24 protein-coding genes and 2 tRNA genes are annotated in these 25,211 nt (G+C 58.7%); 13 read left to right on the top strand and 13 right to left on the bottom strand.

From position 1 onward, the window contains the following. Positions 1-42: 42 nt before the first annotated feature. The 3 genes from PH547_RS08285 to PH547_RS08275 all read right to left on the bottom strand — a co-directional run bounded on the left by PH547_RS08285 (position 43) and on the right by PH547_RS08275 (position 3,089). Entirely contained in the window at positions 43-1,848 is a 1,806-nt protein-coding gene (locus PH547_RS08285; RefSeq protein WP_104822352.1) for a GGDEF domain-containing protein, read from the bottom strand. A 209-nt stretch (positions 1,849-2,057) separates the two neighbouring features. Continuing rightward, on the bottom strand, positions 2,058-2,309 hold the full coding sequence (locus PH547_RS08280) for a ribbon-helix-helix domain-containing protein (RefSeq protein WP_104822351.1): 252 nt from the start codon (positions 2,307-2,309) through the stop codon (positions 2,058-2,060). A 231-nt stretch (positions 2,310-2,540) separates the two neighbouring features. Continuing rightward, the gene (locus PH547_RS08275) at positions 2,541-3,089 is read right to left on the bottom strand and encodes an HdeD family acid-resistance protein (RefSeq protein ID WP_104822350.1); all 549 of its coding nucleotides are present in this window, start codon (positions 3,087-3,089) and stop codon (positions 2,541-2,543) included. Between the two features lie 144 nt (positions 3,090-3,233). Here PH547_RS08275 and betI point away from each other — a divergent pair, with 144 nt between their 5' ends. The 4 genes from betI (at position 3,234) to PH547_RS08255 (ending at position 8,686) form a co-directional block, all read left to right on the top strand. Then, complete coding sequence (gene betI / locus PH547_RS08270) at positions 3,234-3,845, top strand: transcriptional regulator BetI (RefSeq protein ID WP_104822349.1); 612 nt, start codon at positions 3,234-3,236, stop codon at positions 3,843-3,845. A 1-nt stretch (position 3,846) separates the two neighbouring features. Next, positions 3,847-5,316 (top strand): betaine-aldehyde dehydrogenase, encoded by a 1,470-nt coding sequence (betB, locus tag PH547_RS08265; RefSeq protein ID WP_104822348.1) that lies wholly within the window; start codon positions 3,847-3,849, stop codon positions 5,314-5,316. Between the two features lie 163 nt (positions 5,317-5,479). Then, positions 5,480-7,129 (top strand): choline dehydrogenase, encoded by a 1,650-nt coding sequence (gene betA / locus PH547_RS08260; protein ID WP_104822347.1) that lies wholly within the window; start codon positions 5,480-5,482, stop codon positions 7,127-7,129. A gap of 195 nt (positions 7,130-7,324) precedes the next feature. Next, positions 7,325-8,686 carry a chloride channel protein gene (locus PH547_RS08255; RefSeq protein WP_104822346.1) on the top strand — a complete coding sequence of 454 codons (1,362 nt, stop codon included), beginning with the start codon at positions 7,325-7,327 and terminating at the stop codon, positions 8,684-8,686. 10 nt (positions 8,687-8,696) lie between these two features. On the opposite strand, the gene PH547_RS08250 is transcribed toward PH547_RS08255, so the two are convergent. Beyond that, a complete protein-coding gene (locus PH547_RS08250) occupies positions 8,697-9,143 on the bottom strand; it encodes an RrF2 family transcriptional regulator (RefSeq protein WP_104822345.1) in 447 nt (148 codons plus the stop codon). A 489-nt stretch (positions 9,144-9,632) separates the two neighbouring features. Between PH547_RS08250 and PH547_RS08245 the strand changes: the two genes are divergently transcribed. From PH547_RS08245 to PH547_RS08225, 5 genes are all read left to right on the top strand, one after another. After that, positions 9,633-10,370, top strand: a complete 738-nt coding sequence (locus PH547_RS08245) for a phosphoadenylyl-sulfate reductase (RefSeq protein ID WP_104822344.1) — start codon at positions 9,633-9,635, stop codon at positions 10,368-10,370. Between the two features lie 130 nt (positions 10,371-10,500). Continuing rightward, complete coding sequence (gene cysD, locus PH547_RS08240; RefSeq protein ID WP_104822343.1) at positions 10,501-11,454, top strand: sulfate adenylyltransferase subunit CysD; 954 nt, start codon at positions 10,501-10,503, stop codon at positions 11,452-11,454. Position 11,455: 1 nt separating this feature from the next. Then, positions 11,456-12,940 carry a sulfate adenylyltransferase subunit CysN gene (gene cysN / locus PH547_RS08235; RefSeq protein ID WP_104822342.1) on the top strand — a complete coding sequence of 495 codons (1,485 nt, stop codon included), beginning with the start codon at positions 11,456-11,458 and terminating at the stop codon, positions 12,938-12,940. Positions 12,941-13,207: 267 nt separating this feature from the next. Next, positions 13,208-13,555, top strand: a complete 348-nt coding sequence (locus PH547_RS08230; RefSeq protein WP_104825016.1) for a hypothetical protein — start codon at positions 13,208-13,210, stop codon at positions 13,553-13,555. Positions 13,556-13,994: 439 nt separating this feature from the next. Then, positions 13,995-15,056, top strand: coding sequence for a porin (locus PH547_RS08225; protein ID WP_104822340.1), 1,062 nt, complete (start codon positions 13,995-13,997; stop codon positions 15,054-15,056). Between the two features lie 193 nt (positions 15,057-15,249). Here the strand turns inward: PH547_RS08225 and PH547_RS08220 are convergent, their stop codons facing one another. Then, positions 15,250-15,447 carry a hypothetical protein gene (locus PH547_RS08220; RefSeq protein ID WP_104822339.1) on the bottom strand — a complete coding sequence of 66 codons (198 nt, stop codon included), beginning with the start codon at positions 15,445-15,447 and terminating at the stop codon, positions 15,250-15,252. Between the two features lie 144 nt (positions 15,448-15,591). Between PH547_RS08220 and PH547_RS08215 the strand changes: the two genes are divergently transcribed. Then, complete coding sequence (locus PH547_RS08215; protein ID WP_199773527.1) at positions 15,592-16,680, top strand: 3-deoxy-7-phosphoheptulonate synthase; 1,089 nt, start codon at positions 15,592-15,594, stop codon at positions 16,678-16,680. Positions 16,681-16,787: 107 nt separating this feature from the next. Here PH547_RS08215 and PH547_RS08210 read toward each other — a convergent pair whose 3' ends face one another. Then, a complete protein-coding gene (locus tag PH547_RS08210) occupies positions 16,788-17,579 on the bottom strand; it encodes a class I SAM-dependent methyltransferase (RefSeq protein ID WP_104825015.1) in 792 nt (263 codons plus the stop codon). A gap of 191 nt (positions 17,580-17,770) precedes the next feature. On the opposite strand from PH547_RS08210, the gene PH547_RS08205 reads away from it, so the two are divergent. Next, positions 17,771-18,661 carry a LysR family transcriptional regulator gene (locus tag PH547_RS08205; RefSeq protein WP_104822337.1) on the top strand — a complete coding sequence of 297 codons (891 nt, stop codon included), beginning with the start codon at positions 17,771-17,773 and terminating at the stop codon, positions 18,659-18,661. On the opposite strand, the gene PH547_RS08200 is transcribed toward PH547_RS08205, so the two are convergent. From PH547_RS08200 to PH547_RS08175, 6 genes are all read right to left on the bottom strand, one after another. Then, positions 18,658-19,056, bottom strand: coding sequence for a DUF6314 family protein (locus tag PH547_RS08200; protein ID WP_283049511.1), 399 nt, complete (start codon positions 19,054-19,056; stop codon positions 18,658-18,660). The genes PH547_RS08205 and PH547_RS08200 overlap by 4 nt on opposite strands. A 31-nt stretch (positions 19,057-19,087) precedes the next feature. After that, positions 19,088-19,621: a peptide-methionine (S)-S-oxide reductase MsrA gene (gene msrA / locus PH547_RS08195; protein ID WP_104822335.1), complete on the bottom strand. Its 534-nt coding sequence runs from the start codon at positions 19,619-19,621 to the stop codon at positions 19,088-19,090. Beyond that, positions 19,618-20,067 (bottom strand): peptide-methionine (R)-S-oxide reductase MsrB, encoded by a 450-nt coding sequence (gene msrB, locus PH547_RS08190; RefSeq protein ID WP_104822334.1) that lies wholly within the window; start codon positions 20,065-20,067, stop codon positions 19,618-19,620. The genes msrA and msrB overlap by 4 nt, the downstream gene beginning before the upstream one ends. 188 nt (positions 20,068-20,255) lie before the next feature. After that, on the bottom strand, positions 20,256-20,753 hold the full coding sequence (locus PH547_RS08185) for a GAF domain-containing protein (protein ID WP_104822333.1): 498 nt from the start codon (positions 20,751-20,753) through the stop codon (positions 20,256-20,258). A 44-nt stretch (positions 20,754-20,797) separates the two neighbouring features. Next, positions 20,798-21,517, bottom strand: coding sequence for a pentapeptide repeat-containing protein (locus PH547_RS08180; protein ID WP_445945001.1), 720 nt, complete (start codon positions 21,515-21,517; stop codon positions 20,798-20,800). Between the two features lie 1,236 nt (positions 21,518-22,753). Continuing rightward, a tRNA-Pro gene (locus PH547_RS08175) sits at positions 22,754-22,830 on the bottom strand. Positions 22,831-23,133: 303 nt separating this feature from the next. Here PH547_RS08175 and PH547_RS08170 point away from each other — a divergent pair. Both PH547_RS08170 and PH547_RS08165 read left to right on the top strand, forming a co-directional pair. After that, positions 23,134-23,532 (top strand): hypothetical protein, encoded by a 399-nt coding sequence (locus PH547_RS08170; RefSeq protein ID WP_104822281.1) that lies wholly within the window; start codon positions 23,134-23,136, stop codon positions 23,530-23,532. A 337-nt stretch (positions 23,533-23,869) separates the two neighbouring features. Then, complete coding sequence (locus PH547_RS08165) at positions 23,870-24,964, top strand: hypothetical protein (RefSeq protein ID WP_285167975.1); 1,095 nt, start codon at positions 23,870-23,872, stop codon at positions 24,962-24,964. 126 nt (positions 24,965-25,090) lie between these two features. Here the strand turns inward: PH547_RS08165 and PH547_RS08160 are convergent. Beyond that, positions 25,091-25,165: transfer RNA gene (locus PH547_RS08160), tRNA-Gln, on the bottom strand. Positions 25,166-25,211 lie beyond the last annotated feature (46 nt).

Below are 25,211 nucleotides of genomic sequence, written 5' to 3'. Positions count from 1 at the left end.
TTTAGCGCATGCTGCCTGAAAAGAAGCCGGTATGGGAGGGCGTCAATTCGTCTCGCCCAGACTCAAATATGCCACGCCGATTTTGTCTTCCTTCGCCTTTGCCTTGATGCCGGCAATCGAGGTGCTGACGCGGCTGATATCATCGATGACCAGCCCTTCGGGCAATGCCAGGATGCCTATGGAGCAACGCATTAGCGGGAACAACGCCTCCGCGCCGCTGCGGTCGTGCCCGCGGATGCGGCCGGCGGCGCGGTCTTCCGCCGAATAGAATTCCAGGACGTCGGCGTGGAAATCGGTAAGCAGCCGATCCAGAACCTCGCGCAGTTCGTCAACATTCCAACCCGTCACGCCGATGAAGAAATCGTCGCCGCCGACATGGCCCAGGAAATGGCGCTCGGCGAAAAAGTAGCGCCGCATCAGCGCCGCAAACAGCGAAATGGCATGGTCGCCGAGATGGAAGCCGTAGGCATCGTTGAACGGCTTGAAATTGTCGAAATCGCAATAGCAGAAGTGCCTGATCTCGTCGCCGTCGCGACCGGCATTCTGCATGAAATTATGAATGGCGCGATTGCCCGGCAGGCCGGTCAGCGGATTCTGATCCTGGGCAATTTTGAGCTGCTTCTCATTGATGACCTTGATCAGCGACGCGGCCGAGACAATGCCGGCATAATGCGTACCCTCGGTGACGATCAGGCAGTTGCTGCTTTCCATATTGGCAAAGATCGTCATCAGGGTATCGGCGTCGGAATCCAGACCGACGATCGGTGCCATCTCGACGAAATGCGAGATCGAACGTTCATAGACTTTGTTCTTCAGCAGGTCGCGGCCGAAGGGCTGATAGATATATTCCTTGAGCCGGTATTCGTGAATGATGCCGCGCGGCTCGCCGTTGGCATTGACGACCGGAAAATAGGCTCGCCGTGGATTTCGGCGGAAGAGTTCGAAAACGCTGTCGATGCTGTCATTCTCGCGGATGGTCGGCAACACTTCGATCTGTTTGCGGATGAGAATTTCGTCCAGCGATTGGCTGTTGCGGACCATTTTGCCGAGATCCTGTAGATGCGGGAAGCTGGGTTTCAGCTCGTTGATCAGCGTCGTCGGCCGGGCAATGAACCAGCCCTGGACGAGATCGACACCGAATTCGCGGCAAACCAGGAACTCCGCTTCGGTCTCGATGCCTTCGGCGATGACGCGCGTGCCAAGGACATGTGCGATATGGACGAGGTTTCTGAGAATGTGACGCTTGCGGGCGTTGCGATCGATATTGGCGACGAAGTGCCGATCGATCTTGAGATAGTCGACGGGATAGTCCGATAACAGCTTCATCTCGCCGTGACCGACCCCGAAATCGTCGATCGCAAGCTTGAAGCCGGCGTCGCGCATTTTGGCGACCAGATCGCAAAATTCCGGCACGCTGGTATTGTCGAAGCGCTCGGAGAATTCGAAGCAGACAGAGGACGGCGCGATGCCGGCCTTCTTCATGTGCTGCAGCAAACCGTCGACCAGCATTTCGCCCTGCGGGATCAGCCGGACATCGAGATTGAGGAAGAGGGTTGCGGTTCTGGCATTGGCAAGGGTCGCAAATTTCGCCAGTGCCCGGCTCGTCACCATCTGTTCCAGGCCCAGGAGCTGGCCGGTGCGCTCGGCCTCGTCAAGGATTTCGATCGGGCTGTCGAAGCCGATGCGCTCCTGCCCGCGCATCAAGGATTCATAGCCGAAAACCGCGCCTGTGCCTGTCTCGACGATCGGCTGGAAAGCATTTTCGATAACGAGCTTGGCGAGCGTAACAATCTGGTCACTAGCATACCGGCGCAATGCACCCGGCTCGATGGCGGCAGTCAGGGACATGCCCCTCTCCACTTAAGAATTTTAGATCTAAGTTTTGCGTAAAACTTTGGATTTCGTCGGATTTTCGGCTCAAGATGCGTCACAACGGTCAACGAAACCTTTCCCCCATATGAAAGTTTCGTGAATGGTAAAAGGGTGTTAACCCATGGCCAAGCCGCCTCGATCCAGGGGCGGCCGGTCATCTCCTGGCGGATGTTGTGGTTCTCCGCTCAGTTATGCCGGCGTCGTTCCGCCTCGTAATCAGCGAACATGTCGGCAACGCAGCGGCTGCTCTTCGCGACGCTATCGGGATCATTGGCTGCGTGGGGCACATCGCAGATCTCGCCACGCTTGCGCGCCGCATCCCACATGCGCAGAGCCTCGCGCACGACCTCGCTACTCGAAGCATACGTTCCGGTGTCAACAGCCGCGCGGATGCCGGCAGCCTGAAGCGGAGAGATGGAAACCGTTACCATCGGCATGATATTTCTCCCTTTTTAGTTCTTTAGAAAAACTCTTTGCTGGAGATATATTCCAATGCATATTGTCGGAGCTTCGAAGGCACATCTCAATAGATATGCATGCTCAGATAACTGCGCCTGCCGTAACGTCAGCTAAGCGCCACTCCGCTCCTCCACGGAAGCCTTCAAAGAGTAACGCCGCTCACACTTCTTGTCAAAAGTAGTAGTTCGTTACCCTCTCGTCACCCGCCGCTACTGCCTAAGAGCGAAGCCGAAGGCCATCAACGTCCAACCTTGAAATATAAGGTCGACCGCGAGGAACAGGCCGAGAACCCAGAGGCTGTTGAGCGGCCAGCCAACAGCGATGGCAATGCCGGCGAGTGCCGTCACCACCCCGCCGATGACAATCCATATCCAACCCGGTTCCGGCTTCACCTTGCGGCCGACCCAAACGCGAAAGGTGCCGGCTATGAGCAACGCGACGGCAAGAAACAGCGTCAGCGCTTCGGAGGCGAGCAAGGGATTGGCGAAGGCAAGAAGACCAGCGAGCGTATAGAGCAGGCCGCTGAGCACCCAGAACAGAATATGCTCCCATCCTCGGACCTGAAAGGCGTGCGCCAGGTGAATGACGCCTCCGATCAGCATCAGCATGCCGACGTAATAGACCGATACGACAGTCGCGATGAAAAGATTGCCAAATGCGATCCCGCCGCAAATGAGCAGAAACACACCCAGCGCAACGAACCATCCCCATTTGCCGCGCACAGCGGATGGCGGAACTTCCTCCAGAACATTGACCATGACTGCACCTCCTCGTTCCCGGGGGTATGATACAGGATGTATCTCGGAAAGCAGCAGATTCTGTTGTCGGTCAAATCGGCTCTAATTTTTTGTTGATTGATCAGTCAATCAAAAATATAATCACCGCCAGCTCAGGGGTGATATATGCCGAAAGTCGGGATGGAACCGGTGCGCCGCAAGGCGCTTGTGGATGCGGCGATGCGCGTGATCGGCGATCACGGCTCGCTGACCGTCACCATGTCCGAAATCGCCAAGCAGGCAGGAGTATCTCCCGCCCTCGCCCATCACTATTTCGGCAGCAAAGAACAGCTTTTGATCGAGACCGTCAGGAGTCACTTACAGCGCCTGCGCGACAGCGTGGTGACAGCGCTGAGCTCGGCAAAGACGCCCCGAGACAAACTGTCCGCCATCATCCGCGTCAGTTTCCAGGCCGATCAATTCGCGCCGGAGACGATTGCCGCCTGGCTCGCCTTCTATGCCGAGGCTCAGCGTTCCGAGGAGACGCGCCGCTTCCTCGTCATCTACGCAAGGCGGCTGCGCTCCAACCTGCTTGCCAACCTCAAGGCGCTGTGTTCGGGCGAAGACGCAGAACGCATCGCCGAGGGCGCTGCTGCGATGATCGATGGTCTCTATATCCGTCAAAGTCTGAGATCGGCGCCGATCAGCATCGAAGCGTCGATTGCGCTTACCGAAGATTACATCAACGCTCTGCTTGCGCCGCTTTCCCAAAAGGCCGCCCTTCAAAAGGACCGATAAAATGACCCTCAAAGCCCAGCCGAAAGCCTCGCATTTCATCGATGGGGAATATGTCGAGGACACCGACGGCACCGCCATTGAAAGCATCTATCCCGCGACCGGTGAAGTTATTGCCCGGCTACATGCGGCAACTCCCGCCATCGTCGAAAAAGCGATCGCCAGCGCCAAACGCGCGCAGCCGGAATGGGCGGCGATGAGCCCGACGGCGCGTGGTCGCATCCTGAAACGCGCCGCCGAGATCATGCGCGAGCGCAACCGCGAGCTTTCCGAACTGGAAACGCTCGACACCGGCAAGCCGATCCAGGAGACGATCGTCGCGGACCCGACCTCGGGCGCCGACAGTTTCGAATTCTTCGGCGGCGTGGCCGCTGCCGGCCTCAACGGTTCCTACATCCCGCTCGGCGGCGATTTCGCCTATACCAAGCGTGTGCCGCTCGGCGTCTGCGTCGGCATCGGCGCCTGGAACTATCCGCAGCAGATCGCCTGCTGGAAGGGCGCGCCGGCGCTGGTCGCCGGCAACGCCATGGTGTTCAAGCCCTCCGAAAACACGCCGCTCGGCGCGCTGAAGATTGCCGAGATCCTGATTGAGGCCGGCCTGCCGAAGGGGCTCTATAACGTTATCCAGGGCGACCGCGAAACCGGGCCTCTACTGATCAACCATCCCGACGTTGCCAAGGTGTCGCTGACAGGCTCCGTGCCGACCGGCCGCAAGGTCGCCGCATCGGCTGCGGGAAGCCTGAAGCACGTCACCATGGAGCTCGGTGGCAAGTCGCCTCTGATCGTCTTTGACGACGCCGATCTCGACAGCGCCATCGGCGGGGCCATGCTCGGCAATTTCTATTCGACCGGCCAGGTCTGCTCGAACGGCACGCGCGTCTTCGTCAGCCGGAAGATCAAGTCCGAATTCCTGAAGCGCCTGAAGGCCCGCACCGAGGCCATGGTGATCGGCGACCCCATGGACGAGGCAACGCAAATCGGCCCGATGGTGTCCTGGGCGCAGCGCGAGAAGGTGCTGTCCTATATCGAGAAGGGCAAGGCGGAAGGCGCGACGCTGGTCGCCGGCGGCGGCATTCCCAACAATGTCGCCGGCGAAGGCTATTACGTACAGCCGACCGTTTTCGCAGATGTCACCGACGACATGACGATCGCCCGCGAAGAGATTTTCGGCCCGGTGATGTGCGTGCTGGATTTCGATGACGAGGCAGAGGTGATCGCTCGCGCCAACGCCACCGAATTCGGCCTTTCCGGCGGCGTCTTTACCGCCGATCTCACTCGCGCGCACCGCATCGTCGACCAGCTCGAAGCCGGCACGCTATGGATCAACACCTACAACCTTGCCCCGGTGGAAATCCCCTTCGGCGGCTCCAAGCAATCCGGCTTCGGCCGCGAAAACTCGCTGGCGGCGCTGGAGCATTATTCCGAGCTGAAGACGGTCTATGTCGGCATGGGGCCGGTGCAGGCGCCTTATTAACGCAACATCGCGGCTCAACCCCGCCCTTCGAGGCCGCCTGCGGCGGCACCTTAGGGTGAGGTCGAGAACAACCAATCGCAAACGCAGACGATGATCCGCCTCGTCCTGAGGTGCTCGCCAAAGGCGAGCCTCGAAGGATCGGGGCGGCCACACGGAGACAAAAATGCAGGCAGATTTCGTCATCATCGGCTCAGGTTCCGCCGGCTCCGCCATGGCCTATCGGCTGTCGGAAGACGGTAAGCATTCGGTCATCGTATTGGAATTTGGCGGCAGCGATGTTGGACCCTTCATCCAGATGCCGGCGGCGCTTGCCTGGCCGATGAGCATGAGCCGCTACAATTGGGGTTATCTCTCCGAGCCGGAGCCGCAGCTCAACAACCGGCGCATCACGGCGCCGCGCGGCAAGGTCATTGGTGGCTCGTCCTCGATCAACGGCATGGTCTATGTCCGCGGTCACGCGGAGGATTTCAACCGCTGGGAGGAGCTTGGCGCTAATGGCTGGGCCTATGCCGATGTGCTCCCCTATTTCAAGCGGATGGAACATTCGCATGGCGGCGAAGAGGGCTGGCGCGGGACCGACGGCCCCTTGCATGTGCGGCGCGGCGATGCCCGCAATCCGCTGTTCCATGCCTTCATCGAAGCCGGCAAGCAGGCGGGCTTCGAGGCGACCGAAGATTATAACGGCGGCAAGCAGGAAGGCTTCGGCCTGATGGAACAGACCACCTGGGCCGGCCGGCGCTGGTCGGCGGCGACCGCCTATCTGAAGCCGGCGCTGAAGCGGCCGAATGTCCAACTGATCCGTTGCCTCGCCCGCAGGGTGGTGATCGAAAACGGCCGTGCGACAGGCGTTGAAATCGAACGCAGTGGCAAGATCGAGATCGTCAAGGCGAACCGCGAGGTCATCGTCTCGGCCTCCTCCTTCAACTCACCGAAGCTGCTGATGCTCTCCGGCATCGGCCCTGCGGCGCATCTACAGGAGATGGGCATCGAGGTGAAAGTGAACCGGCCGGGCGTCGGCGCCAATCTGCAGGACCACATGGAATTCTATTTCCAGCAGACCAGCCTGAAGCCGGTTTCGCTCTATTCCTGGCTGCCCTGGTACATGCAGGGCATCGCCGGCGCGCAGTGGATGTTCTTCAAATCCGGCCTCGGCACTTCCAACCAGTTCGAAGCCTGTGCCTTCGTGCGATCTGCGCCGGGGGTCAAGCAGCCCGATATCCAATATCACTTCCTGCCGGTCGCCATCAGCTATGACGGCAAGGCGGCGGCGAAGAGCCACGGATTCCAGGCGCATGTCGGCTATAACCTGTCGAAATCGCGGGGTGCCGTGACGTTGCGCTCCTCTGACCCCAAGGCCGATCCCGTCATCCGCTTCAACTATATGAGCCATCCGGAGGATTGGGAAAAATTCCGCCATTGCGTGCGCCTCACACGCGAAATCTTCGGGCAAGAGGCCTTCAACGAATATCGCGGCCCGGAAATCCAGCCAGGCCCAGACGTCCAGACCGATGACCAGATCGACGCCTTTTTGCGCCACCATCTGGAGAGCGCCTATCACCCTTGCGGCACCTGCAAGATGGGCTCGAAGGACGACCCCATGGCCGTGGTCGACCCGGACACCCGCGTCATCGGCGTCGATGGCCTGCGCGTCGCCGACAGCTCGATCTTTCCGCACATCACCTACGGCAATCTCAACGGTCCTTCGATCATGACCGGCGAAAAAGCTGCCGACCATATTCTCGGCAAGCCAAGGCTGGCGCGATCGAATCAGGAGCCGTGGATCAACCCGCGATGGGCGGTGAGCGATCGGTAACCGTCGATGGGCTTCAGTGATAATCCTCTTCCCGCTGATGCCGGACGGCAAGGACGGTCACCGTCGTGTCAGTCAATGCGGGTCTGAGGTGAACGACCGTAACACAGTTTGACTATCGCGATCTTTATCCTGCGGTTAAACGTTCGGACCTAAAGTGCAGCGTCACGATTTGATAGTCCGTCCGGCTCGAAATCCATGCCCCCTATCTACCGCAAATCCAAACTCCTCCGCCGTTCTCGTGTTTTCTGGGGTTCGATCCATCTCTGGCGGCCGCGGCTGGTGTTTTGGACTGGGGCTCTGGCGATCGGAGTAATCAGCGTCGGTTTCGCCAAGCTGGCCGACCTGGCGCAGCGCGCCTTTGCCGGAGTGATAAGTTCCGGAGAATGGACCTCTCTGTTGCCGCTCGTCATGACGCCGCTCGGCTTCGTGCTCTCAGCCTGGCTTGCGGCGACACTGTTTCCGAATTCTCAAGGCAGCGGCATTCCGCAGGCGATCGCGGCGCGGCATCTGCATCATGACGAAGACCGCACGAAGCTGCTGTCGCTTCGGCTTGCCTTTGGAAAGATCGTGCTGACCATTCTCGGGCTGTTCTGCGGCGCCTCGATCGGCCGCGAGGGACCGACGGTGCAGGTGGGCGCCTCCTTCATGCTGGCGGTTGCCCGCTTCGGCGGCATGGCGCAGGCCAAAGGCTTGATCTTGGCGGGTTCGGCCGCCGGCATTGCCGCCGCCTTCAACACACCGCTCGCCGGCATCGTCTTCGCCATCGAAGAGATGAGCAGGACCTATGAATCGCGTGCCAATGGTCTGGTACTCACTGCAGTTATCCTCTCCGGCCTTGCCGCCCTCGGTCTCTCCGGCAGCTATAATTATTTCGGCACAGCCAATGCCGCTCCGGCCGCACTTGCGGATTGGGCGCTCGTCCTGATCTGCGGCATCGGCGGCGGCGCGCTTGGGGCAGCTTTCAGCGGTTTTGCGCTATATGCCGGCATACGCGTTCGCCGGTGGGCACAACCGCAGCCTCTCAAGCGCATGCTGATGCTTGCCGGTTGCTGTGGCCTGGTGGTTGCCGCGATCGGCGTCACGTCCGGCGGCAGCACGTTCGGCACCGGCTATGACCAAGCGCGCGGCGCTGTGGAAGGACATGCCCTGCCCCTGCTGTTCTTCGTCGAAAAACTGCTGGCAAGTTTCCTGTCGATGATATCAGGCATTCCAGGCGGCATTTTCGCGCCGTCGCTCGCCGTCGGCGCCGGTTTCGGCAGTACGATCGGCACTCTCATTGGCAGCAGCATCGCATTGGCGGCGATCCTTGGCATGGCGGGCTATTTCGCAGGCGTGGTGCAGGCGCCAATGACGGCCTTCGTCATCATCCTGGAAATGACAGGCGACCATCAGGCCGTCATTCCGATCATGGCGGTGTCGATGATCGGTTATGTCACCTCGCGCCTCCTATCGCGCGAACCGCTCTATCATGGGCTCTCGCGCGTTTTCATCGCCGCGGCGATCCGGGCGCGTCGGACAATCGAGAAAGAAGCTGGCGAAGAGCACGCCGCCGGCTGAAAAGCCCCACTCAGGCCAGCAGCCGCGTGACCTCGGCGTTTTCCGGCAACGCCACCGCATCGGCGATAGTTGTCGAGAACAGGACCTTGCGGGTGGCGTCAGCGACCCTGGCGAAAACATGGCGGATTTCGCAGGTCTGTTCGCCATCGCAATCGTCGCAGCGACGATAGGCGGTGATGGAAAGACAGGGTAGCGGCGCGATCGGCCCGTCGATGATGCGCAGGATCTCGCCGAAGGTGATTTCATTCGCCGGCTTGCGCAGGAGATAACCACCCTGCTTGCCGCGGCGGCTGATGACGATGCCCTGATGTTTCAGGTCGAGAAGGATCTGTTCCAGAAATTTCTTCGGGATTTTCTGCTGCGCGGCAATATCGGAAATCATCATCGGCTCGCCCGCCTCGGTCTGAGCCAGAGCAGACAGCGCCCGCAACGCATATTTTGCTTTTTGAGTGATCATTTCGAACCGTCTACACACACATACGATGCGCTCACCCGATACATCCGGCCACATCGTTTCGGAACTTTCAACACTTTCACCAAGCTTCCATACGCATCAATATGTAGACCGCGAATAGCTTGGCATCGCTGGCAACCCAGCCTTGTTTTCATTCTGTCATTTTATGTCAGCAGTTTAGGACAAAATTCGGCCTTCCGCATCTTTTTGACCATCACTTCCGATTTCCGTTTGACAAGCCGCGTGTAACCCTACTATTTCTATAGACATTAAAGCAAGCACTTAGATATGACTAGTCTTATCGGTGCTGCCACGCCGGCCTTCCGCAGAGGGCAAAACGTCTTGGTTAACAGCCGAGGCGGTCGGTTTTCCGCATGGACGTGGCTTCATGGAGATATTTGCTCTCTATTCCCTTGCTTTCGAAATCCATTTTTCTGTCCGCTCCGCTGACAAGCTGCGATACTCCGGGGCAATATCAGGACAGGACTCCCTATGACTGCCATCACTCTTATCGAAGAAGCCGGAACGCTGAACAGCCGGTTGGCGTCGCTTGATCTCGCCGGCCGTCTGTCTCTGGTCGCCGGCCTCGGCGGCCGTGCCGTCTTTACGACCTCCCTCGGAATCGAAGATCAGGTCATCACGGCGGAGATCGGCAATCACCGCCTGCCGATCGAAGTTGCAACGCTGCAGACCGGCCGCCTTTTTCCCGAAACGCTGGCGTTGATCGACGAAACCGAAAGCCAATACGACATCCGCATCAGCCGCTACGAGCCGGAGCAGGCCGATATCGATGCCTATGCGGAAAAGTATGGCCTCAACGGTTTCTATGAGAGCGTCGAAGCCCGGCATGCCTGTTGTGGCGTGCGCAAGCTCAAGCCGCTTGCGCGAGCACTTTCCGGCGCCACGATCTGGGTCACCGGCCTGCGCCGCGGCCAGTCGGCCAATCGCGCCGATACGGCTTTTGCCGAATACGATCCCGAGCGCAATCTCATCAAGGTCAACCCGCTTGCCGATTGGGACATCGATGCGATCCGCGCCTATGTCGCCGACAACAGCGTGCCGGTGAACCCGTTGCACCAACGCGGCTATCCCTCTATTGGCTGTGAACCCTGCACTCGCGCCATCAAGCCGGGCGAGCCCGAGCGGGCCGGTCGCTGGTGGTGGGAAAACGATGAGAAACGCGAATGCGGCCTGCATGTTCAGGAGGAAGCCGCAGTCGCTGCACAGTGACGTATCCCGCCGGTTCCCGGCATCGGTATGAGGCGCAGCTCAACCTGCCGCCAGCCTACCGGGAACCAAACATATCCTATTCTTCCGGCCAGCCTCCCGGTCGGGACTATCTGAAGTTCTGGAGTTAGAAATGCCCGATAGCCGTCCGGATACGGAACTGTCCAATCCGCAGAGCACCAAGCCGCCGCTCGATCCGCATTTGAAGGCGCTGGAAAACGAGTCGATTCATATCTTCCGCGAAGTGGCGGCCGAATTCGAGCGTCCAGTGATGCTGTATTCGATCGGCAAGGATTCCTCCGTGCTGCTGCATCTGGCCCGCAAGGCCTTCTATCCCGGCCGCGTGCCCTTCCCGCTGCTGCATGTGAACACCGGCTGGAAATTCGCCGAGATGATCACCTTCCGCGACGAGATCGTGAAGAAATACGATCTCGATCTGATCGAGCACATCAATCCGCGCGGCAAGGCCGAAAACATCACACCCTTTACCCACGGCTCGGCACGTTATACCGACATCATGAAGACCGAAGCGCTGCGCCAGGCGCTCGATGCCGGTCAGTACGACGCCGCTTTCGGCGGTGCGCGCCGCGACGAAGAGGCTTCGCGCGCCAAGGAACGCATCTATTCCTTCCGCACGCCGGACCATCGCTGGGATCCGCGCAACCAGCGCCCGGAACTCTGGAACATCTATAACGGCCAGATCCGCAAGGGTGAGAGCGTCCGCGTCTTCCCGCTGTCGAACTGGACCGAGGTCGACATCTGGCGCTACATCCAGGCCGAAGACATTCCGATCGTGCCGCTCTATTTCGCCGAGAAGCGCCCTATCGTCGAGCGCGACGGCATGATGATCATGGCCGCCGATCCGCGGCTTGAACTGCTGCCGGGCGAGGTCAAGCGCGAGGAAGTCATCCGTTTCCGTACGCTCGGCTGCTTCCCGCTGACGGGCGCGATCCGCTCCACTGCCACCACACTCGAAGATGTTATTGCCGAGCTGGAAATCGCCACGGTTTCCGAACGACAGGGCCGCGCCATCGACCGCGACCAATCCGGCTCCATGGAAAAGAAGAAGCGTGAAGGATATTTCTGAGATGACTGCAGCCGCAACCGCAAACGTCGTCACCCTGCCTGCCGCCGAGCCTGCCAAGGCAGTGCGCGATACGCGTCCGCTTCGCCTGATCACATGCGGCAGCGTCGATGACGGCAAATCCACGCTGATCGGTCGTCTGCTCTGGGACACCAAGGCCGTGAAGGAAGACCAGGCCGCCACGCTGCAGCGCGATTCCACCGGCAAGCAGAACGATCTCGGCCTGCCCGACTTCGCACTTCTGCTCGATGGCCTTCAGGCCGAGCGCGAACAGGGCATCACCATCGATGTCGCCTATCGCTATTTCTCGACCGACAAGCGCTCCTTCATCGTCGCCGACACGCCCGGCCACGAGCAATACACCCGCAACATGGCGACCGGCGCCTCCACCGCCGACCTCGCCGTGCTACTGGTCGATGCGCGCATGGGCATCCTCGAACAGACGCGCCGCCATGCGACCATCGCTTCGCTGCTCGGCATCAAGCAGTTCGTGCTCGCCATCAACAAGATCGACCTGACGAACTACGACCGTGCCGGTTTCGAGAAGATTTCGCATGATTTCCGCGAATTCGCTCTGTCGCTCGGCGTCAAGCAGATCACCGCCATTCCGATGTCGGCGCTGAAGGGTGAAAATGTCGTTTATTCCGGCCAGGCCGCGATGCCCTGGTACACCGGTCCGACGCTGGTCGAGACACTGGAACTCGCCACCGTGCGTTCGGCTCAGGCGGTCGGTTTCCGCCTTTCCGTCCAGCGCGTATCGCGCCCGGGCGAAAGCTTCCGCGGCTATCAGGGCACCGTTGCCGGCGGCTCGGTGAAGCCGGGCGACAGCGTCATGATCCTACCGTCGGGCATGGTCGCCAATGTCTCCAAGATCGTTACCTTCGATCTCGTCCGCAACGCCGCCGTCGCAGGAGACGCGATTACGCTGGTGCTCGACCGCCAGGTGGACGTGTCGCGCGGTGACATGATCGTCGCCATCGACAGCCAGCCGCAATCCGGCCTTGCCTTCGACGCTCAGATCGTCGCGCTGCAGCCGGAGGGCATCGAGCCGGGCAAGCGCTATTGGCTGAAGAGCGGCAGCCGCCGCCAGCGCGTGCAGGTGCAACCCATCGCTCAGCTCGAGCTGAAGACCGGCGCCTGGGCACCGGCACAGTCGCTGTGGATGAATGCCATCGGAAAGGTCCGCCTTTCCTTCGACGAGGCTGCGGTCTTCGACCCCTACGAACAGAACCGCTCGACCGGATCTTTCATCCTGATCGATCCGGACAGCAACAACACGGTCGCCGGCGGTATGATCACCGGTAAGCGCACCGATATCGGCGGCATCCACAAGGATGGCCAACGCGTCCTCCTGTCGCTGCCGGCCGATCTTGCCGACCAGATCATGGCGAGCGAACTCTTCGCCAGTCGCCGCGACGAAACCGAAGTTCGCCGCGTCACCGCCGCGCAAGCTGCGGAGATCTGGGCAAACGCCGCCAGCGATATTTGATCGAAATTAAATTCGTGATGGAAAAGGGGCCGAGTGGCCCCTTTTTTGTGAGAAATGTCGAAAGTTTCTCCATGTGTTGGCGCATTCTCCGCTTAAGAAAGTATGAACGGCAAACGCTTCCGTCTTTCGTCGCGCACAACAATATATTTCTCGAACACACAAAATGTGTGCACCCCAAGATGGCGATCAGAACCCCTGGGAAACGCCAGAGACTGGAGTTTCGCTCCACCATTGTTGTACAATAGGCCCATGATATCTGGTCGGTTTTTGAAAATTATCGCTTGGGGCTACATCGCGGCACTGGTTGCCGTGACCTTTGCGCATCTCAATTGGCAGGCCGAATTTGGCAACCCCTTCAACATGTATCGTGCCGGCGCACTCTGCGTCGCGGGCATGCTGGCGCGACTTGCCTATCCGCAGTCCCCCTCCTTCACCTGCCTGCTGATGATCGGCAGCGTCTCGGTGCTCTGCTTCTCGCATTTCCTGGCAAACGGAAGTTATGGCTCTTCGATGGATATCATCGTCGCCATGACCGGAGCTCTCTGGGGCATCGCGATCGGCGCCATGCTGAGCAGGCTGATATCGCCGACTTCGAAGCGCACCGCGCTCTATTAATTACGTCCTTAATTACCCCGGCGCATTTCGACTTTCATCGCGCGTACAATCCAACTCCCGATGTCGCGGAAGGCGTGGCTTGAGCGCGGCTTTGATCTTCTGCGCGGAATTGCTGGGCGCGCACCCTTCCCCTGCACCTTGTCCGGCGTCGTTTCCCATTCTTTCTACTTCGAAATGATTATTACGCAGGCAATATTATGCCAGCCTTACTATTTGTATTTGCAGATGTTGCTTTCATGCAACTTAAAATGAAAAATCACGAAAACGTCATTCTGAGAAAAATATATCATATTACTTTACAGGAATTCGGTCTTAATAGCGGACAGAAGCGGGTGGGGCCCGTTTCTCCCGAGTCGGGGTTTTTAACAGGGATAGGGTGAGGCACGTCGATTTCTCGGCGCGATGGCCTGTGCCCAATCTATATTGGATTGGAGTTTTTATGAATATCAAGAGCCTTCTTCTCGGCTCCGCTGCTGCGCTTGCAGCAGTTTCCGGCGCTCACGCGGCTGACGCTGTTGTTGCTGCTGAACCGGAGCCGCTCGAATACGTCCGCATCTGCGACGCATACGGCGCTGGCTACTTCTTCATTCCGGGCACCGAAACCTGCCTCAAGATCGGCGGCATGGTCCGCACCGAAGGCAAGTGGTACAACGCCTACAACCCGGCTGACCGTTTTGGTACGCTGTGGCACACCCGCGCTCAGCTGAGCGTCGATACCGCGACCGACACCGAGTTTGGTCCGTTGAAGACCAACACCATCTACCGTTGGGATTGGCAGGAAGGCGGCTCCACGAGCACGAAGCTTCTGTTCGCTAACATCAGCCTCGCTGGCTTCACCATCGGTAAGCTCGACTCGCAGTACAACCTGTACATGGGTTACGCTGGCAACGTCATCAACGACGACGTCGTCTATGACGGCCCGTACGAACTCAACCAGTTGACCTACAACTACGACGCCGGCAACGGCTTCACGGCGGTCATCTCGCTCGAAGATTCCAACTCCGGCGCTGGCGCAACCGGCGTCAACGGCGAAGACAGCTCGGATCACTACGCTCCGGACGTCGTTGCCGGTGCTGGCTACAAGGCTGGCAACTTCGGCTTCAAGGTCGTCGGTGGTTATGACTCCATCGTCGAAGAAGGCGCCATCAAGGCTCGCGCCGATGCCGACTTCGGCGTCTTCAAGGCGTTCATCATGGGCGGCTGGAACACCGACGGCGACAAGCTGAACAAGTACGCCAGCGCGAACGGCGCAGGCCCGGCCAAGGGCATCGGCTGGGGCGACTGGGCTGTTTGGGGCGGCGTCACCGTTCCGTTCAACGACAAGCTGCAGGCTAACGCTCAGGTTGCCTACACCGACTCGAAGATCTTCGCAGCAACCGCCAACCTTCGTTGGAACCCGGTTAAGAACCTCCTGGTTCAGCCGGAAGTTTCCTACACCAACTGGGACTCCATCAACCAGGACCAGTGGGCTGGCGTTCTGCGCTTCCAGCGTAGCTTCTAAGACCTCATTTCTGAGATCTGATCTGACTTGACCCCTGATCGGATGGGGACCGGGCCGACTTCCAGCGAAGCCGGGCCGGTCCTTCCGAGACGGGTTCCGCTCACATTCCTTAATCGCTACCAACCGGATGCATGACATCCGGAGGTAGAATTTTGTGTTCTATATATTATATATAATGTTATTCTTACACTAGCTAAGCTAACCCTTCAATGCCAAGACCGATGGCATTGTTTTGGGAAACTGCCAGCAGAAGGCCGAAGAGCGGCAGCCGGTTCGAAAGCCATGTCGCCAGAGCGAAGAAGCCGCCGCACACGCCAAAGGTTGTGATGATGCGCTTCGAACCTATCAACATCATCGACAAGCCGCTTTTTTTGTCGTAGAGAGGCCGCATGTCATTCACCTGCGCAAATGCCTCGCGATTTTATTCGTACCGCTGCTCTCAGCGGAGGCGGGCCCGTGCGTAGGTAAAATCGACGCAACGACATAGACCCGAACAGCCGCTAGTCCTACCTGGCGGCTTTTTTGTCGGCACGGTATGACCCAAAAAGGAACCGATACCGTGTTGAATTCCACTGATGATTTGCGAATTGTCGAGATCACTGCCCTCACCCCACCCTCCCGTATTTTAGAGGAGATTCCCAGGGATGAGGCCGTCACCACGACGGTGACGGAAGCGCGCAGCGCCGTTCACCGCATCCTGCACAATGACGATGATCGGTTGATCGTCGTGATCGGCCCCTGCTCCATCCACGATCCTGTCGCTGCACGGGACTATGCCACACGCCTGAAGGAACAGCGCGATCGGTTCGCCGACGATCTCGAAATCATCATGCGGGTCTATTTCGAGAAGCCTCGCACGACGGTCGGCTGGAAGGGCCTCATCAACGACCCTCATCTCGACGGAAGCTACCGCATCGAAGAGGGATTGCGCATTGCGAGAAGCCTTTTGATCGATGTCAACGAAATCGGGCTGCCCGCCGGCTGCGAGTTCCTTGATACGATCACGCCGCAATACATCGCCGACTTGGTGAGCTGGGGCGCGATCGGCGCGAGGACGACCGAGAGCCAGGTGCATCGCCAGCTCGCGTCAGGTCTTTCGTGCCCAGTCGGCTTCAAGAACGGCACGAATGGCGACGTAAGGATAGCGCTCGATGCGATCGTGGCGGCCTCGCAGCCGCATCATTTCCCGGCTGTGACCAAGGAAGGCCTTGCGGCGATTGCCTCGACGCGCGGCAACGAGGATTGCCACATCATTCTGCGCGGCGGCAAGCAGCCCAATTTTGACGCGGCCAGTGTGCAGGCAGTATCGGCTCAGGCACTCCAGGCTGGACTTGATGCGCAGATCATCATCGATGCCAGCCATGCCAATAGCAGCAAGAACCCCGAGAATCAGCCGCTGGTCGTCAGCTCGGTCGCGGAGCAGATCTCTGCCGGCAACCGGCACATCAAGGGCATGATGATGGAGAGCAACATCGTCGGCGGCCGCCAGGATCTCGTTCCCGGCAAAGCGCTGGTCTATGGCCAAAGCATCACCGACGGCTGCATTGATTGGCCGACCTCCGTCCGCACATTGGAGGAACTGGCCCGAGCCGCACAAACAAGGCGGCGGATGCCTCGCCAATAGCATTTTCTGATCGGGGATCGTTCGCCAGCCTTGGGAACGGTCCCATCCACCGTTAAGCGTGTCCTCGCCGAATGGCGAGGACAAAAGATTTCCCCTTTTAATCCAGTTCAGGATCGCCCGCCACCGACGATCAGCTTCAGCGACCCCTCGAATTCCGGCTGGGTGCGCAGATGCCTATATTTGGCATCCCATGTACCGTCCTTAAGATCGCGTCCGAGTTCGGCGACGAAGCGCTCGCCGATCGAAGCGTCGACGAAGCTCCAGGCCGAGTTGGCGAGCCGGGCGCCCGGCTCCAGCAGGCGTTCCGGACGTCCGTAATAGGCCTCCCCGAAACCATCAGTGCAATGGAGCGGGATCGGCACGGGAATGACCTCAGCGTTGCCGCCCAATCCTTCGCTGATGGTTGCCATTTGCGGATAGCGGCGCGCCTCTACCGCGATCACTTCGGGTGCGTAATCGACGAGCCAGAAGCGATCGAGCTCGTCGGGATCGGCGGTCAGGATCAGAACGGGACCGCGTGTCACCCGCCGCATCTCGCCAAGTCCGGCCACCAGATCGGACCACTGATGCACGGTGAATGTCGCCATGCAGGCATCGAAACTGTCGTCTGCAAAGGGAAGCTTCTCGGCGGTAGCATCGATGGCGGCGGGCAGATGCGCGGGCCGCTGCGCCCGCATGGACGCAGACGGCTCAACGGCTGTCACCGCGCGATCAACGGGCTCATAAGAGCCGGCGCCGGCACCGAGATTGAGGACGCTGCGGGCATCGCCCAATGCGGCGCGGATAAACGCCGCAATATGTGGATCCGGCTGGCGGTATCTTGCGTAATTCGTGCCGATGACGCCGTAATTTGCGTCACCGGCGCTGCCGTCCTGATGTCGGTTGGCCATGGTCTTCATCCTCGCTTTCTGGCTGTATTCAGCAGCTTCGTTGTTGGTTCGGCACGGCCTTGCGGTTGCCGAAAATGCTCTTGCTTTTCCGAACTTCATTATTCCCTCAACGGGAAATTTAGATTGTAAGCAGGACAAAACATTATGGTGCGCGAGAAGAAAAACGATATGATCGAACAAAAGTTGTTCGGAAATCTCACATGCCCCGCCGCATACCCTCCCTCAACGCATTACGCGCCTTCGAAGCCGCCGGCCGGCATGGGCGGATGACGCTCGCGGCCGATGAGCTGAACGTGACGCATAGCGCCGTCAGCCGTCAGATCCAGCATCTCGAGGATGTGTTGGGCGTGCCACTGTTCGAAGGGCCGAAGAACAAGCTGCGATTGACCGAGGCGGGTTCGACTTTGTTGTCTGGCTTGGTCTCCGCCTTCGATCAGATCGACATGTCGGTGCGGTCGGTTGCGGATATGGAAGACGGATCGCTCGACGTCTCCTGCCCCGGCACCTTCACCATGCGTTGGCTGATCCCGCGGCTTTACCGGTTTCAGGCGGAGTATCCCAATATCGAGGTTCGCCTGACGGCATCGTCCCGCCCCGTCGATTTTATGCGAGACGGATTCGACGTTGCGATCCGGGTCGGTGCCGCACCCTGGCCGCAGGGCGCGGAGGTGATCGCGCTTTTTCCCGAGCAGACAGGCCCGGTTATCTCCCCTTCCCTCGAAAGAACCGTCGCGGAGAATTTTGCCGGCGTTCCGCAGCTTCACACCAGAACCCGCCTTCGCGCCTGGGGCGACTGGCTGTCGCGCTCGGGCGCGCCGGTCGAGGTCGGAACGCGGGTGGAATATGAACATTTCTATTTCATGCTGGAGGCTGCAAGCGCCGGCCTTGGCGTCGGCGTCGCGCCTTGGCCCTATGTGACCGATGACATCCGCTTCGGCCGCCTCGCCGCCCCATTGGGTTTTATCGACAGCGGCCATCATTACGTGGCGCTGCGGCGCGCCCGGCGGAATCGAAAATCGGTCCTGTTCTGCGAATGGCTGCAGAAGGAAGCGCAGGCATTTTTAGCCTCGCATCCCGCACTGCCGAGCTAGGCGCGCCGATAATGAGCGAGGCTCAGATAGTGTTTTCGGGGGCCTTGCACGTGCCACATTTCTGCCCATGCATCCGGCCCGCGAAAGAAAAGGCGACCGCGATATAGATCCGCGCCGCAATGATGAACGACGCGCTGCGAGGCGCCATGTCCGATGCGGATGAATTCGGTGAGGTCGGGGAAGCAGACGGCGACATGTCCAGCCTCGCCACGCAGGCGATAGGTACGGCTGCTCCTGAGCGTCGCATAGTCCATCGTCGTGTCGCCATGTTCTTCGAACTGGTGAGGCGTGACGAACGCCTGACCTTCGAAGAGGATAAGGGAGGCGTTGAGGCGGTCGATGACCTTCCGCCTCACGTCCCATGTGCCGAGATAGTGTCCCAGCCCTTCATCCATGACCGCCTCCGGCGGCCAACGTGTCCGTCATTCAGGACGCCGCGCGCTGGGTAGTGTCAGTGCCGGATTGCCTGATCGGCAATTTCCAGCCGGGGCGGACGAAATGGCAGGTGTAGCCGTTCGGAATACGCTCCAGATAGTCCTGGTGCTCCGGCTCGGCCTCCCAGAAATCGCTTGCCGGCGTGACCTCGGTGACGACCTTGCCCGGCCAGAGACCAGAAGCGTCGACATCGGCGATCGTATCCAAGGCGACCCGCTTCTGCTCGTCGCTGGTATAGAAAATAGCCGAGCGATAGCTCATGCCGACATCGTTGCCCTGGCGGTTGCGCGTGGACGGATCATGGATCTGGAAGAAGAATTCCAGCAGGTCGCGGTAACTGATCTTCTCGGGGTCGAAGACGATCTCGATCGCTTCCGCATGGGTGCCGTGGTTGCGATAGGTCGCATTGCGGACGTCGCCGCCGGTATAGCCGACACGCGTCGAGATGACGCCGTTATAGCGGCGGATGAGGTCCTGCATGCCCCAGAAACAACCGCCGGCGAGAACTGCACGTTCCGTAGTCATCGGATATCCTCCACTTGGTCGAGATAGGCACCATAACCCTCGGCCTCCATCCTGTCGCGATGCACGAAACGAAGGGAGGCGGAATTGATGCAATAGCGCAGGCCGCCGCGATCCTCCGGTCCATCCGGGAAGACATGGCCCAAATGGCTATCGCCATGGATGGAGCGCACTTCGGTGCGCAGCATACCGTGCGAAAGGTCGGTCAGCTCATTGATGTTGGCAGTTTCGATCGGCTTGGTGAAGCTCGGCCAGCCGCAGCCGGAATCGAACTTGTCGGAAGAGGCAAACAGCGGCTCGCCCGATACGATGTCGACATAGATGCCGGGCTGCTTGTTGTTGAGATATTCGCCCGTGCCCGGACGCTCGGTACCGCTTTGCTGCGTCACGCGGTACTGCTCGGGAGACAGCTTCGCTATAGCCTCGGAAGTCTTGCGGTAGTTCTGCATTCCTGTTCTCCTTGCCCTCAGACGCATATTTCGAACTCTACCAGGCACTACGAGAGAACCCTGGATATCGTTACAGACATCGAACTCGATGAGCGTCGCGGGAGTGGTTGCGACGCAGATATAGGTATGGGGCAAGCGATTTGCCATATCGCACACGGCGGCGTGATGTGCCGCCCATCTGGCGGCGATCAGTGATCCCAGTCGCAGGCAGCGGCATAGATCGTCGCCAGCGCCTCGATGCCGGCCTGATCGTCGGTATCGAAGCGGCCGGCGAGCGGGCTATCCAGATCGATGACACCGAAAACATAGCCATCGCGCAACAGCGGCACCACCAGCTCCGAACGGGAGGCGGCATCGCAGGCGATATGGCCTGGGAAAGCATGCACGTCCTCGACAAGAATCGACCGCTCCTCCTCGACCGCCGTCCCGCACACGCCGCGGCCGACCGCGATGCGGACGCAGGCCGGCTTGCCCTGGAACGGCCCGAGCACGAGCTCGTCATCCGACTGCAGGAAATAGAAGCCGGCCCAGTTGAGGTCCGGCAGCATCTGGTAAATCAGCGCTGACGTATTGGCGGCGTTGGCGATCGGATCGGTCTCGCCTTCGAGCAGCGCCTGCAACTGAATGGCAAGTTCACGATAGAATTCGGGTTTGCTGTCGTGTTGGATCGTCTTTTCCGCAAACATCGGATTGCTGCCTTTCGGTTATGTCGTTGCCGGCCGGATCGTACTCAGTCCTTGTCGTCAGGCGGACAGGGCCAGCTTTCCGGCGTTTTTAGCCCTGCGGGCAACTTGGTCGCCTTATCGCCGCAGGCAAGATTGATTTGCTGCTGTTCCAGGCCGGTGGCGGTCGAGAGATCGAGCCCTTCGATACGGGTCAGAAACATGAAGGCGCCGCTAAAGGCGACCGGGCCTTTGATCGTCGCGCCGCTCAGAGCAGCGCGGGAAAGATTGGCCAGAGAAAAATTCGTCCCCGTCAGCACCGCCTTGTCGAAATCGGCACGGCCAAGCTCGGCCTTCTGGAAATCCGCGTTGGTAAGCTGCGCGCCGCCGAATTCGGCCCGCTGCAGCTCGGCACTGGCAAATCTGGCGCCGTTGGCCATGATGTTGCTGAAATCGGATCGGTATGCTTCGATCCTCGAGAAATTCGCCGCATCGGCCCGCGCATTCTTCAACCAAGTGCGCACCAGCGTCGCCTTCTCCAGATTTGCCAATGTGAGATTGGCATTGCTGAGATCGGTGCCGTCGAAATGAGCGCCGACGAGGTTGGCTTTTTGAAGATCACTACCCTGCAGCATGATATTGTTTTTGCTGCATTCGCTCCAATCGAGACCAGGCGAAGCCACATCGCCGCAATCACCGGCCCGTGCCGAATTGTGGGTGCCGGATGCGAGCAGCATCGTCACGGCCAGCGCCAGCCCGGACAGAGCGGCAGCAACCGGCCTGTTCATCGCGGCAACCCAATTCAAAGCCGCGCCGCCGGCATTTCGTCCCCGCCAAGACTGCATCCCTAACCCTCGCTTCGCTTCACCACGCGGGCGCCCCTCCTCAGCATCGAGTCAGCCGTCCCGCTCCAATTCTGTATATAGTGTTTCCTGCAACGAAAAAGCGACCACGCCGCAAAAGCATATCACACGGCGAGCCCTACCGGCAGTTTGTTGCAGCGATAGAAGGCAGCGAGCGGAGGAAAAACAGAACCGGAAAATCCGAGACCAATGCCGCGCCCGAGCGCAAGGCACTGGCGGGGCCGACGGGAGCAAAGCACGCAGCAAAAGAAAAGTGGCCTAGCCAAGGGAAACGGCCAGGCCACCATGGGTGCAGATTGGAGGTCAATCTAATCTAGCAGGCTAATAGTAAGATAGACTTAGTTTTTGTCAATAAGGATGTTGTGGAGGCTTTAGCGGAGTTGATTGGCGCGGCGGAATCGAAAATTACTCCTGCGAATAGAAGCCCTTATCCGCTCGAGATCCATTGGCTTCGCCCATCAGCACAGTGATCTAGGGACACAACAGCGCCTCGCAGTGCTTGTGATCCAGCGATGCAGCCCGATGATCGTCGGTTTAATACCAGCGTCCGCGACCGTACCAGCCGCCACCCAGCACAAGAAGTATCACGACTATTATGAGAAGTGTGGTGAGATCCATGTACATCTCCTCGGGAGTACCCTTACCATCTCGTTCGCGCCTACGGGCGTCGCTCATCTTGGGACTCTGGACTTTCAACGGAGAAAGAGCGGAGTTAGTTCCAGTCAATGGCCGCCATGGGGAAAATGCGTTGATCGACACGACCTCAAAGTGGTCATCGCCCGTCGCAAGATTCCTTCGCCCTCCCCGTCCACCTCCGCAAATCCCAATTTGTGGATACAGACAAAAATTGGGCCGCCTGTCGGGGACGATGTGGCGGCCCAGCTGTGGCTACGGGTGCAGCCACGTAGGCGGAAAGTCGCCTAACAATTAGATATTATCAATTAAATTTTTTAATTTCAACCAAACTTTTGAATTAATTAAATTAGCTTTTCGTTGAGTCCGATCCCAAATACTCCGCCCATCCGTCGTCAGCACCGGTTGCAACACCATGGGCAGCAGCAACGGGCGAACATTGGGCAGCCTTGATAAACCGGAGGCGCGGAAGAAATCGGCACCGAAGCCCAAAAACGAAAAAAGCCCGCGAATGCGGGCTTTTCAAGCTGGTCGGAGTGGAGTGATTCGAACACTCGACCCCCACGTCCCGAACGTGGTGCGCTACCAGACTGCGCTACACTCCGTGACCAGCGGCGCTTCTATAGACCAGCCATTTTTGATGCACAAGCACCAAAATCAAAAAAACCATTCGATTTTTGACGAAAAGATTACAGAGGCAATTGCTTAGAAAATCGGCAGGAAAATGAGTGTCGAACCGGCCGAAGTGCGTAAGACGCAACACATTTGCCAAAATCCCACTTCTGCGTGCGGATTGGAATTTTCTTTTGCCGGCTTTGGCGCTAAAGCCTTAGCGGGACAGGCGGAAATGTCGTGGGACAGCGGCGTTTGCGCAACCGAATGCGAGACAGAAGCTCAAGGACGTTACGATGAATATCCGCATGATCACCGCGGCGGGGCTGTTGCTGGCCCTGGCAAGCTGCACAACTACAACCACAGCGCTCCCGTCGATTGCGAGCAACCCGGTTCAGGACCGCTGGGAAGGCCAGTCGGCCGGCCGCTTCTTCGCCTCCTACGGCCCGCCGCTCTCCGATCGCGACGAAGGCGGCAACCGCGTCTATACGTGGCGCGGCGGCTACAAGACGGTCACCGTCGCCGGCAAGAAGGGCGAAAAGAAGGGCGGCAAGCGGTTTTATAGCTGCAAAGCCGATATCGTCACCAACCAGAGCTATGTCATCCGCTCGGTCCACATCCTCGGCGACCAGCCCGGCACCAACGGCTCCTCCTATTGCGCCGAACTGCTGGCGCCGCCGGAAAAGGCGAGCTGAGTTTCTCGGATTATCGGGGACGAACTATCGCAGGCGGCTCGAAAGAGTCGCCTGTTTTTGTTTTGGGGTGTGCTCGGCGCTTGGCGGGGCGGTCGATTCTTGTCGGCGAGATCACGAAGAGGGACTGCCAAGGCGCTTAAATCGGCATTACTGCCTGCATCACCACGCAGAACCTGCTTCGCCACAATAGGACCGACCGCGGCTCACTTCTTTTAGCGCGTTAGGTCGATTTGGTTGCTCTTGAGCGGCTGCTAAAGAATCGCTTGCAAACAAATTAAGCGGTACTCTGGCGAGCAAACGAATCAATGAATTTAGGACCAGGCAAGGACCAAATTGCATGCAGTATCACTTCTGGCGTGCTTTTGCCGAAGCACTAGATTTTGAGGTAGCCTCCAAAGCGCGTTTGGACGGTCGCTCTGGACTAGAGCACGAATTTTTCACAGTTGGCATCGATGAAAACCGCAAACGGCTGTTGCTGATCTCTAAGGAAATGGATCCCAAGCTCGCGGCGCTCGTCCATAGCGATATGGCCCTAGCAAATCCCGAGTATAACGTTCTTACTGCCCGACCTGTTACCCTCGACACCTATCATATTGCGAGTGTCGTTTCCGGTCTCATCGGCGGAACTGAACTCGATCTGACTGCATTCCAAACCGCAGCAGAGTCATTCACTAATGCGCTAAAAGCCAATCCACTGCCCCAAGGTAATGATGTTGGATCTACATTAACAAATGCTCAGAAAATACTGGATTTAGCTGGTGTATCTTCGTTTATTATGCCTGTTTTGCGTGGATCTATAATATCCGGATTAGGTGTATCCGAACAGTTAGTTCTTTTTATCCGCCAGATGGCAGCGATTGATCTCAATCGCGTCTTTGTAAAGAATGAAAGCAACAATCAAACGATTTCGTTTGCACCTATGCTTGAGGTCGACAGCCAAGCGGCTGATAGAGGCCGAGGTCTGTGCCCGGTTCCACTTTTTGAGCTGGACCAACGCGATTGGGACTTATTTTCAACCAACATTAGGAAAGACGACATTAAGGAACGTCTTGGCTCGCTTGGACTGTCGCAATATTTCTCCCCCCCGCTCGACCACGCCGCTCTTGGTCTCATCGATCGGGGTATTGCCGAACTAAAGACCCTCGCGAACGTTGCTGAGCTATCCGAACGAATTGGCCATCCCATCGGTAAAATGGAAATTGTGAAGGGTCCATCTGACGTTCGGAATATTGTTGACCAGCTACATGATAGAAATCTGATAGTTGAAGGTGAAATGGGTTTTACAATCACTGAGGCCGGTCAAGAAATGAGGGCAACTGTTAAATTCCGCCCGCGTGAGGGCCTGCTGTTCAAGTTAATTGACCGCATGAGTATAAAATTGGACACACGCGGGTGGTTCAAAGTCGATGTTGGTGGGGGCAAGGACAAATAGCCAACCGAATGGATGCGGATATCAGATACTTAAAAGCCGCCTCTGAACGGAATTATGGACCGAAAAAGCGTTTCGATTTCGGAACTTTCCATTACGTTGTCGCGTGATTTTATTCACAAATCGCGTTGGCTGGGGCGCCTGGATTCGAACCAGGGGATGGCGGTACCAAAAACCGCTGCCTTACCGCTTGGCTACGCCCCAACAATGCGACATGGCGACTGTTCGCGCCAAATCGGCGTCTGATTAG

The organism is Rhizobium cerradonense, assembly GCF_030182455.1.
Lineage (GTDB): Bacteria > Pseudomonadota > Alphaproteobacteria > Rhizobiales > Rhizobiaceae > Rhizobium.
The sequence above is the reverse complement of the archived record's forward strand: the minus strand, read 5'-3'. Positions and strand labels throughout refer to the sequence as shown.

Coding starts and splice junctions, on each gene's coding strand:
- PH547_RS08165 (WP_285167975.1), top strand. CDS start 23,870: ATGCAGTATCACTTCTGGCGTGCTTTTGCCGAAGCACTAGATTTTGAG.
- PH547_RS08225 (WP_104822340.1), top strand. CDS start 13,995: ATGAATATCAAGAGCCTTCTTCTCGGCTCCGCTGCTGCGCTTGCAGCA.
- PH547_RS08200 (WP_283049511.1), bottom strand. CDS start 19,056: ATGGATGAAGGGCTGGGACACTATCTCGGCACATGGGACGTGAGGCGG.
- PH547_RS08255 (WP_104822346.1), top strand. CDS start 7,325: ATGCCCCCTATCTACCGCAAATCCAAACTCCTCCGCCGTTCTCGTGTT.
- PH547_RS08245 (WP_104822344.1), top strand. CDS start 9,633: ATGACTGCCATCACTCTTATCGAAGAAGCCGGAACGCTGAACAGCCGG.
- PH547_RS08170 (WP_104822281.1), top strand. CDS start 23,134: ATGAATATCCGCATGATCACCGCGGCGGGGCTGTTGCTGGCCCTGGCA.
- PH547_RS08220 (WP_104822339.1), bottom strand. CDS start 15,447: ATGCGGCCTCTCTACGACAAAAAAAGCGGCTTGTCGATGATGTTGATA.
- cysD (WP_104822343.1), top strand. CDS start 10,501: ATGCCCGATAGCCGTCCGGATACGGAACTGTCCAATCCGCAGAGCACC.
- msrA (WP_104822335.1), bottom strand. CDS start 19,621: ATGACTACGGAACGTGCAGTTCTCGCCGGCGGTTGTTTCTGGGGCATG.
- PH547_RS08185 (WP_104822333.1), bottom strand. CDS start 20,753: ATGTTTGCGGAAAAGACGATCCAACACGACAGCAAACCCGAATTCTAT.
- PH547_RS08280 (WP_104822351.1), bottom strand. CDS start 2,309: ATGCCGATGGTAACGGTTTCCATCTCTCCGCTTCAGGCTGCCGGCATC.
- cysN (WP_104822342.1), top strand. CDS start 11,456: ATGACTGCAGCCGCAACCGCAAACGTCGTCACCCTGCCTGCCGCCGAG.
- PH547_RS08285 (WP_104822352.1), bottom strand. CDS start 1,848: ATGTCCCTGACTGCCGCCATCGAGCCGGGTGCATTGCGCCGGTATGCT.
- PH547_RS08210 (WP_104825015.1), bottom strand. CDS start 17,579: ATGAAGACCATGGCCAACCGACATCAGGACGGCAGCGCCGGTGACGCA.
- betB (WP_104822348.1), top strand. CDS start 3,847: ATGACCCTCAAAGCCCAGCCGAAAGCCTCGCATTTCATCGATGGGGAA.
- PH547_RS08250 (WP_104822345.1), bottom strand. CDS start 9,143: ATGATCACTCAAAAAGCAAAATATGCGTTGCGGGCGCTGTCTGCTCTG.
- PH547_RS08180 (WP_445945001.1), bottom strand. CDS start 21,517: ATGAACAGGCCGGTTGCTGCCGCTCTGTCCGGGCTGGCGCTGGCCGTG.
- betI (WP_104822349.1), top strand. CDS start 3,234: ATGCCGAAAGTCGGGATGGAACCGGTGCGCCGCAAGGCGCTTGTGGAT.
- PH547_RS08215 (WP_199773527.1), top strand. CDS start 15,592: ATGACCCAAAAAGGAACCGATACCGTGTTGAATTCCACTGATGATTTG.
- msrB (WP_104822334.1), bottom strand. CDS start 20,067: ATGCAGAACTACCGCAAGACTTCCGAGGCTATAGCGAAGCTGTCTCCC.
- PH547_RS08275 (WP_104822350.1), bottom strand. CDS start 3,089: ATGGTCAATGTTCTGGAGGAAGTTCCGCCATCCGCTGTGCGCGGCAAA.
- PH547_RS08205 (WP_104822337.1), top strand. CDS start 17,771: ATGCCCCGCCGCATACCCTCCCTCAACGCATTACGCGCCTTCGAAGCC.
- betA (WP_104822347.1), top strand. CDS start 5,480: ATGCAGGCAGATTTCGTCATCATCGGCTCAGGTTCCGCCGGCTCCGCC.